Raw genomic sequence first — 7,507 nt, forward strand, 5'->3', positions numbered from 1 at the left:
GTCGCGGCTCTTCACCAGCAGCTTCCAGCACATGCGCAAGTCCGGCTCCGCGATCGTGCGCAGCTACCTGATGTTCAAGCCGTACGTGATCTTCGCGTCGCTCGCCGCCCTGTTCGGCGTGCTCGCACTGGTGCCGATGGTGCGGTTCCTCGTGCTGTGGGCGATCCGTGGCGAGCACGCGGGCAACGTCCAGTCGCTCATCTTCGGCGCCATCATGGCGGTCGCGGCGCTGCTGTCGCTCGCGCTCGGCGTGCTGTCGGACCTGCAGCGCACGAACCGCATCCTGCTCGAGGACCAGCTGGAGCGGATCAGGGAGATCCAGTACCGCCGGTGATCGGCTCACGGTGCCGTCGGCGGTCCGCGAGCGCCGCCAGCCCGGCGAGCAGGAAGTCGGCGACGAGCATGACCGCCCGGCTGACGATCGCGAGGCTGACGGCGTCCGCGCTGCTCATCACCGGTGCCAGGGTGGCGACCAGGACTACCTCGCGCGCCCCGGCACCTGCGGGGAGGAACACGACGAGGAAGCCGGCCACCCAGGCGAGCGCGTAGGCACCGACGCACGCGAGCAGGAGGTGGGCGGCCTCGTGTCCTTGACCGAGGGCCAGGACCCAGAAGTGCAGGCCGAAGGCAAGCCACATCGCGAGGGTCCAGCTGACGGCACGCAGCATGCCGCCTCCCGCCAGGCGCCCGGGCGTCGGGCGGTGCAGCACGCGCGCGGCGACCGCGATGAGCCAGTTGAACACCGGCGGGGTCAGCAGCACCACACCGCCGACCGCGACGGCGGCGAGCACCGCGTACGGGACGGCCGGCACGAGGCCGCTCGCGGCGAGCGCCACAGCCGCGACGACCACGCCGACGACGCAGCTCAGCAGCATGTGGGCGAGCGCGCCGACCGCCGCACGGGCCCGGGGCACGCCGTACTCGCCGGACAGCTCCGCCTGGGCCAGCACCGCCCACACGCTCCCAGGCACGTACTTGCCCAACTGACCGAGGAGGTACGTGCGTGCCGCAGCCCTGGCGCCGAGACGCGACCCGAGCGCGTCGAGCACGGCCCGCCACGTCAGCGTCGACGCGCCGATGCCGGCGCACGCGAGCAGGAACGCGCCTGCGACGGAGACGGGCGAGATCTGGGCGAAGCCGTCCAGCACCTCCTGCCAGTTCGCCGCCAGCCAGACCGTCGCGAAACCCAGCACGACGACGAGGGCGACCGGTCTGAGCACGCGGACGAGCCGGGAGGAAGAGCGACGCGTCGGCCGCCCCTCGTGCAGGTCCGTCACGGTCGAGCGACAGTCTCGCGCAACGCAGCCCACTGCGCGGCAACGCCCACGCGCAGGGGCGTCCCTGCGGTCCAGCCGGTCGTGGCACGCATGAGCTCGGGGTCGAGCCACGTCGCCGGCACATCGATCGGACGCGCCGGCCGGACGTCGAGCTGCACGTCCCGCCCGACCGCGGCGCCCACCGCCTCCCACACCTCGCGGAGCGCGACCGGCCGGCCCGACCCCACGTTGAGGACCGACCCCGCCGCGCGCGGCTCGTCGCCGGCCCGGACGATGGCATCGGCGACGTCCGTCACGTACACGAAGTCCCTGACGACCTCGAGCCCACCGAAGACCACCGCCGGGCGGCCCTCCGCGGCGGCGGCGAGCCAATGGGCCACGACTCCTTGCCCGGCACGCGCCGGCTGGCCGGGACCATAGACGTTCGCGATCCTGAGCACGGTCCCCTCGACGTCGGAGGTGACGAGCATGCGCTCCATCCTGAGCCGCGACTGTCCGTACTGCGTCGTCGGACCCGTCGGGCTCGCCTCGGTGAAGGGCGGCGTGCCCGGGGCGTAGACGGTGCCGCCGGAGCTGAGCAGAACCACGCGAGCAGTCGGCGCGTCGCGGGCGACGGCCCCGAGGAACTCGGCGAACCGGTCGACGTCGGTCCGCGCCCGGTCCGGTCGGGCCGCCGCGATGCTCAGGTTGCTGACCGACGCAGCCCAGACCAGCGTCAGCGGTCCGACGGCGTACGCCTCCGCGAGCTCCGGCGACAGCGCGTCGTCGACCACCGACGGGTTGGCGCGGTCGAGCGCGACCGCTCGACGGCCGTCCCGCTCGAGCCTGGCAAGCACCGCGCTGCCGAGGAAGCCCCGGCCGACGACCCCGACCGTGCTGTGGGATCGTGTGTGCATGCTGCCCTTCGCTCGGTGCCGACGCCCATGAGTCGTCCGCGGTTGCTGGTCGTGGCCTCGACGTACCCCGCGCAGACGGGTGACGGTGTGCCGGCGTTCGTCCGCGACCTCGCGGAACGTGAGGCACAGGCGTTCGAGACGCTGGTCGTGGTGCCGAGGATACCCGGAGCGCCGAGGGTGTCGCTCGACGGTCCGCTCCGGGTGCGGCGCTTCGCGTACTTCCCCTCCCGCTGGGAGGACCTCGCCGACGGCGCCATCCTCGAGAACCTGCGAGCCCGGCCCTGGCGCTGGCTGCAGGTGCCGGGGTTCTTCCTTGCCGAGGTCGTCGCGGTCCGTCGGGCCGTTCGTCGGTTCCGGCCGGACGTCGTGCACGCGCACTGGATCGTGCCGCAGGGCCTCGTCATGCTGGCCGTGCCTCGCCGCATCCCCGTCCTGCTCACGACGTTGGGCGGCGACCTGTACGCCCTCGGATCGGGCCCGGCGAAGATGCTGAAGGCCCGGGCGGTCGCACGCGCGGCGCACGTGACGGTCATGAACGCCGACATGCGACGGCGGGTCGTCGATCTCGGCGCGGACCCCGACGCGGTCTCGCTCCTGCCCATGGGAGCCGACCTGCAGTCGGTCAGGCGCCGGGAGCCGGGCGCTCGCAGCCGACGGCTCCTGTTCGTGGGTCGGCTCGTCGAGAAGAAGGGTCTCGGCGTGCTGCTCGACGCCCTGCGACGGTTGCCCGACGACGAGCGCTGGCCTCTGCTGGTCGTGGGCGACGGGCCGGAGCGGGGTGCGCTCGAGGCGGCGGCCGCCGGGCTCGATGTCACGTTCGCGGGTCAGCTGGGCAGGCCGGACCTGATGTCCGCCTACGCGGAGTCCGACATCGCCGTGTTCCCGTCGGTGGTGGCGCCCAGCGGTGACCAGGACGGTCTCCCTGTCGCGCTCCTGGAAGCCATGGCTGCCGGCTGCGCGGTCGTCGTCTCGGACCTGCCCGGCCTCGACGAGGCCGTACGCGACGGGGTCAGTGGTGTGGTCGTGCCGAGCGGTGACGCCGGCGCGCTCGCCGAGGCGCTGCGCGCGCTGGGCGGTGCGGAGGACAGGCGCGACGCGCTGGGCCGCGCGGCCGAGCAGAGCGCCGAGGGCTACTCCGCCGACGCCGTCGGCGGACTCTACCGACAGGTGCTCCTGGGGATCCTCGATCAGCCGGCGGACGGGTCCGGGCGGGCCGCGGGCTTGCGCGCCACGAGCACGTAGCCGAGGGGCAGCGGCGTCGTCGTCCGGGACGGCCGCCGCATCGAGGCGACCGCGGCCGGCAGGGCCGCGACCGGGCGCGTCAGGCGCGACGACGCGAGCAGCTTCGCCGTCAGGTCCAGCGCGACCGCGTCGTGGCGGCCGTACGGGTACAGCTCGACGACCTCGAGGTCGTGATCGGTGCAGAACAGGCGCAGCCTGTGCTCGGTGTACCGGTGATGGTCGTGCGGCTGCTCGTGCAGGCCGTACATGAAGGGCACACCGAGCACGAGCACGCCCGCCGGCCGCAGCACGCGCGCGATCTCGCCGACGAGCCCGTCGGGGTAGGGCAGGTGTTCGAGGACGTCCGTCAGGACGACCGTGTCGTACGCCTCGTCGGGGAACGGCAGCGGGTCGGTCAGGTCGGCCTCGAGGTCGAGGTGCGGACTGGGGTGCGGGCTGTTCGGCCAGTCGACGCACGTGACGGTGTCGACGTGCTCGCGGTACATGGCGTAGGCGGGGACGTGGCCGCATCCGAGGTCGACCAGGTCGCCGTGCGCGTACGTGGCGAGCGCGTCGCCGTACGCGGCCGCCTGCAGGTCGCCCGTCACTCGTGACGCGAGGGACAGCTCGCGCTGGTCCCGGGACCCACGCCAGCTGGTGCGGTGGCGGACGAACTTCGTCGGCCGCCACGAGTCTTCGTTCTTCATCGGCGAGCGATCCCTTCGCGGTACCGGACGGTGGCCGTCAGGGGCGGTCGGCGTCGAGCAGACCGAGCAGGTAGGTGCCGTACCCGGACTTCACGAGCGTCTCGGCCCGTGCCCGCAGGCCGTCGTCGGACAGGAAGCCTCGCCGCCACGCGACCTCCTCGGGCGCTCCAATCTTCAGCCCCTGCCGGTGCTCGATCGTGCGCACGTAGTCCGAGGCCTCGACGAGCGAGTCGAACGTCCCCGTGTCGAGCCAGGCCGTGCCGCGTGGGAGGACTTCGACCTGCAGTCGGCCCTGTTCGAGGTAGGTCCGGTTGACGTCGGTGATCTCATACTCGCCGCGCGCCGACGGGGCGAGGTCGCGGGCGATCGCCACGACGTCGTTGTCGTAGAAGTACAGGCCCGGGACGGCGTAGCTGCTCTTGGGCGCCACCGGCTTCTCCTCGAGCGAGAGTGCGCGGCCCTCGTCGTCGAACTCCACGACGCCGTACGCCGTCGGATCGGCGACGCGGTAGGCGAACACCGCGCCACCGTCGATCTGCTCGAACCGCTGCAGCCGGGCACCGAGGCCGGGCCCGTAGAAGATGTTGTCGCCGAGAACGAGCGCCACGGAGTCCGAGCCGATGAAGTCGGCACCCAGGACGAAGGCCTGTGCGAGCCCGTTCGGCTCGGCCTGCACCGTGTAGGTGATGTTGATGCCGAACTGCGACCCGTCACCGAGCAGACGCCGGAACTGCTCGGCGTCGTGCGGGGTCGTGATGACCAGCACGTCCCGGATCCCCGCCAGGATGAGCGTCGACAGCGGGTAGTAGATCATCGGCTTGTCGTACACGGGGACCAGCTGCTTGCTGACGCCGAGCGTGATGGGGTGCAGACGGGTACCGGAGCCGCCGGCCAGGATGATTCCGCGCATGGGTGGACAGTCTGCCGTACCGACGTGCCGGCCGCCGACGCGGTAGCCGGCCGCGGACCCGGCGATGGCGGCCGCCGTCGGTGGCTAGGGTGGCGCCATGCCTAGCGCTCTCATCACCGGGATCACCGGTCAGGACGGCCTGTACCTCGCCGAGCTGCTGCTCGCCAAGGGGTACGACGTCTACGGCCTGGTGCGCGGTCAGAACAACCCGAAGCGCGCGCTCGTCGAGGAGACGGTGCCCGGCGTGCGGCTCCTCACCGGCGACCTGGGTGACATGTCGTCGTTGCTCCGCGCCCTGGAGATCGCTCAGCCGGACGAGCTGTACAACCTCGGCGCGATCTCGTTCGTCGCCTACTCGTGGGAGAACGCTCGGGTGACCTCCGAGGTCACCGGCATGGGGGTGCTCAACCTCCTCGAAGCCGTCCGGCTCTTCGCGCGCGGCGAGCCGTCCCGGATCCGCGTCTACCAGGCGTCGAGCTCGGAGATGTTCGGCAAGGTGCAGGAGGTGCCACAGCGCGAGTCGACGCTCCTGTGGCCCAGGTCGCCCTACGGGGTGGCCAAGGTGTTCGCCCACTACATGACGATCAACTACCGCGAGTCGTACGGGATGCACGCCTCCTCCGGCATCCTGTTCAACCACGAGTCGCCCCGGCGCGGACCCGAGTTCGTCACGCGGAAGATCTCCATCGCCGTCGCCCGCATCGCACTGGGCCTGCAGGAGGAGGTCGTGCTCGGCAACCTGGAGGCCAAGCGCGACTGGGGATACGCCGGCGACTACGTCGACGCGATGTGGCGCATGCTGCAGCAGCCCGAGGCCGACGACTACGTGGTCGCGACCGGGCAGACCCACTCGATCCGCGACCTGCTGGATCTGGCGTTCCGGGCGGTCGACATCGACGACTGGACCCCGTACGTCCGGCTGGACCCGGCGTTCATGCGCCCGGCCGAGGTCGACATGCTGGTCGGCGACCCGTCCAAGGCACGAGCGGTGCTCGGCTGGAAGCCCGAGGTCGACTTCCAAGGTCTGGTGACGCTCATGGTGGAGCACGACCTCGAGGAGCAGCGTCGGCTTGCGGGGAGGTGAGACGGTGACCAGGGCTTTCGTCACCGGGGTCACGGGGCAGGACGGCACCATCCTGGCGCGGCGGCTCGTCGCCGAGGGCGTCGAGGTGCACGGGCTGGTCCGCGACCAGGACGACGTCACGGCATCGAGTGCCGAGCGGCCGCCGGAGGTCCACGTGCACGTCGCCGACGTCCGGGACGGTCCCGGCCTCGCCCGGATCCTCGCGACGGTGGCGCCGGACGAGGTCTACAACCTGGCCGGCATCTCGTCGGTCGCGTACTCGTGGGAGCACCCGGTGACGACGGGCGAGGTCACCGGCGTGGGTGCCGTGGCGCTGTTCGAGGCCGCGCACCAGGTGCAGGAGGCGACCGGGCGGCAGGTCCGGGTCGTCCACGCCTCGTCGTCGGAGATCTTCGGGATCCCGGACCGGTCGCCGCAGGACGAGCACACCGCGATCCGGCCCGTGTCTCCCTACGGGGCGGCCAAGGCGTACGCCCACCAGATGGCGGGCATCTACCGCTCGCGCGGTCTCGCCGTCTCGTCGTGCGTGCTCTACAACCACGAGTCCCCGCTCCGCCCGATGGCGTTCGTCACCCGCAAGATCACCGCCGGGGCGGCCCGGATCGCCGTCTCGGGGGAGGGTGTGCTCTCGCTCGGCAACCTCGACGCGAGACGTGACTGGGGCTGGGCGGAGGACTACGTCGACGCGATGGTCCGGGCCGCGCGGCACGACCACCCCGGCGACTTCGTCATCGCGTCGGGCCAGACCCGCTCCGTCGCGGAGTTCGTCGAGGCCGCCTTCGCGCGGGCGCACATCGACGACTGGCGCGCGCACGTGCGGGTCGACCCCCAGTTCGTCCGACCGGTGGACGCCTCGGACGTCGTGGGCGACGCGAGCCGCGCGAAGGCCGAGCTGGGGTGGCAGCCGACGATCGGCTTCGAGGAGGTCGTCGGACGCATGGTCGACCACGACCTCGCGCTGCTCCGAGCCTGAAGCCGTCGCGCCTGACGGCCTGCGCCCGCGTGACCGGCCCGGCCGTCGTCGGGCGGACCCGGCGTGCGTCTCGTGCCGATGTCGCAGGTAGCATCGTCGGGCCCGCACGGCGGCCGCGCCGGTGCTGCAGGTGACGTGGCGACAGGACGGTCATGAAGGTCTTCATCCAGGTTCCGTGCCTCAACGAGGAGACGACGCTCCCGGCTGTGCTGGCGTCGATCCCACGCGTCATCGAGGGCGTCGACCAGGTCGAGATCCTCGTGGTCGACGACGGCTCGACGGACCGCACCGTCGAGGTCGCCCGTGCCCTCGGCGTCACGCACTTCGTGCACCACGCCCGCAACATGGGCCTGGCCCGGTCGTTCCGTGACGGCGTGGACTACGCGTTGGCGCACGGGGCGGACATCGTCGTGAACACGGACGGCGACAACCAGTACCC

8 protein-coding genes and 1 pseudogene are annotated in these 7,507 nt (G+C 72.0%); 5 read left to right on the forward strand and 4 right to left on the reverse strand.

Annotated elements, in window-relative coordinates:
* A pseudogene (locus tag I847_RS27190) lies at positions 1 to 334 on the forward strand (glycosyltransferase family 2 protein); the annotation flags it as partial.
* Here the strand turns inward: I847_RS27190 and I847_RS24250 are convergent.
* Entirely contained in the window at positions 309 to 1,220 is a 912-nt protein-coding gene (locus I847_RS24250; RefSeq protein WP_196804597.1) for a lysylphosphatidylglycerol synthase domain-containing protein, read from the reverse strand. The pseudogene I847_RS27190 and the gene I847_RS24250 sit on opposite strands and share 26 nt — an antisense overlap.
* A gap of 53 nt (positions 1,221 to 1,273) precedes the next feature.
* On the reverse strand, positions 1,274 to 2,173 hold the full coding sequence (locus I847_RS24255; protein ID WP_051274989.1) for an NAD(P)-dependent oxidoreductase: 900 nt from the start codon (positions 2,171 to 2,173) through the stop codon (positions 1,274 to 1,276).
* Between the two features lie 27 nt (positions 2,174 to 2,200).
* Between I847_RS24255 and I847_RS24260 the strand changes: the two genes are divergently transcribed.
* Positions 2,201 to 3,415 (forward strand): glycosyltransferase family 4 protein, encoded by a 1,215-nt coding sequence (locus I847_RS24260; RefSeq protein ID WP_051274990.1) that lies wholly within the window; start codon positions 2,201 to 2,203, stop codon positions 3,413 to 3,415.
* Here the strand turns inward: I847_RS24260 and I847_RS25860 are convergent.
* Positions 3,361 to 4,101, reverse strand: coding sequence for a class I SAM-dependent methyltransferase (locus I847_RS25860; RefSeq protein WP_051274991.1), 741 nt, complete (start codon positions 4,099 to 4,101; stop codon positions 3,361 to 3,363). The two genes, I847_RS24260 and I847_RS25860, sit on opposite strands and share 55 nt — an antisense overlap.
* Before the next feature lie 37 nt (positions 4,102 to 4,138).
* Positions 4,139 to 5,011 carry a glucose-1-phosphate thymidylyltransferase RfbA gene (rfbA, locus tag I847_RS0116125; protein ID WP_028050511.1) on the reverse strand — a complete coding sequence of 291 codons (873 nt, stop codon included), beginning with the start codon at positions 5,009 to 5,011 and terminating at the stop codon, positions 4,139 to 4,141.
* 97 nt (positions 5,012 to 5,108) lie between these two features.
* Between rfbA and I847_RS0116130 the strand changes: the two genes are divergently transcribed.
* The 3 genes from I847_RS0116130 to I847_RS0116140 all read left to right on the forward strand — a co-directional run.
* Complete coding sequence (locus I847_RS0116130) at positions 5,109 to 6,095, forward strand: GDP-mannose 4,6-dehydratase (protein ID WP_028050512.1); 987 nt, start codon at positions 5,109 to 5,111, stop codon at positions 6,093 to 6,095.
* A 4-nt stretch (positions 6,096 to 6,099) separates the two neighbouring features.
* Positions 6,100 to 7,068 carry a GDP-mannose 4,6-dehydratase gene (locus I847_RS0116135; protein WP_028050513.1) on the forward strand — a complete coding sequence of 323 codons (969 nt, stop codon included), beginning with the start codon at positions 6,100 to 6,102 and terminating at the stop codon, positions 7,066 to 7,068.
* 152 nt (positions 7,069 to 7,220) lie between these two features.
* The coding region (locus I847_RS0116140; RefSeq protein ID WP_028050514.1) for a glycosyltransferase family 2 protein at positions 7,221 to 7,507 on the forward strand (287 nt) is incomplete at its 3' end.

The sequence above is a fragment of the Cellulomonas sp. URHD0024 genome (assembly GCF_000426185.1).
Taxonomy (GTDB): domain Bacteria; phylum Actinomycetota; class Actinomycetes; order Actinomycetales; family Cellulomonadaceae; genus Cellulomonas.

Bases quoted from the DNA above. Each gene is read 5' to 3' on its own strand.
- I847_RS24255 (WP_051274989.1), bottom strand. From the start codon at position 2,173: ATGCACACACGATCCCACAGCACGGTCGGGGTCGTCGGCCGGGGCTTC.
- I847_RS24260 (WP_051274990.1), top strand. From the start codon at position 2,201: ATGAGTCGTCCGCGGTTGCTGGTCGTGGCCTCGACGTACCCCGCGCAG.
- I847_RS25860 (WP_051274991.1), bottom strand. From the start codon at position 4,101: ATGAAGAACGAAGACTCGTGGCGGCCGACGAAGTTCGTCCGCCACCGC.
- rfbA (WP_028050511.1), bottom strand. From the start codon at position 5,011: ATGCGCGGAATCATCCTGGCCGGCGGCTCCGGTACCCGTCTGCACCCC.
- I847_RS0116130 (WP_028050512.1), top strand. From the start codon at position 5,109: ATGCCTAGCGCTCTCATCACCGGGATCACCGGTCAGGACGGCCTGTAC.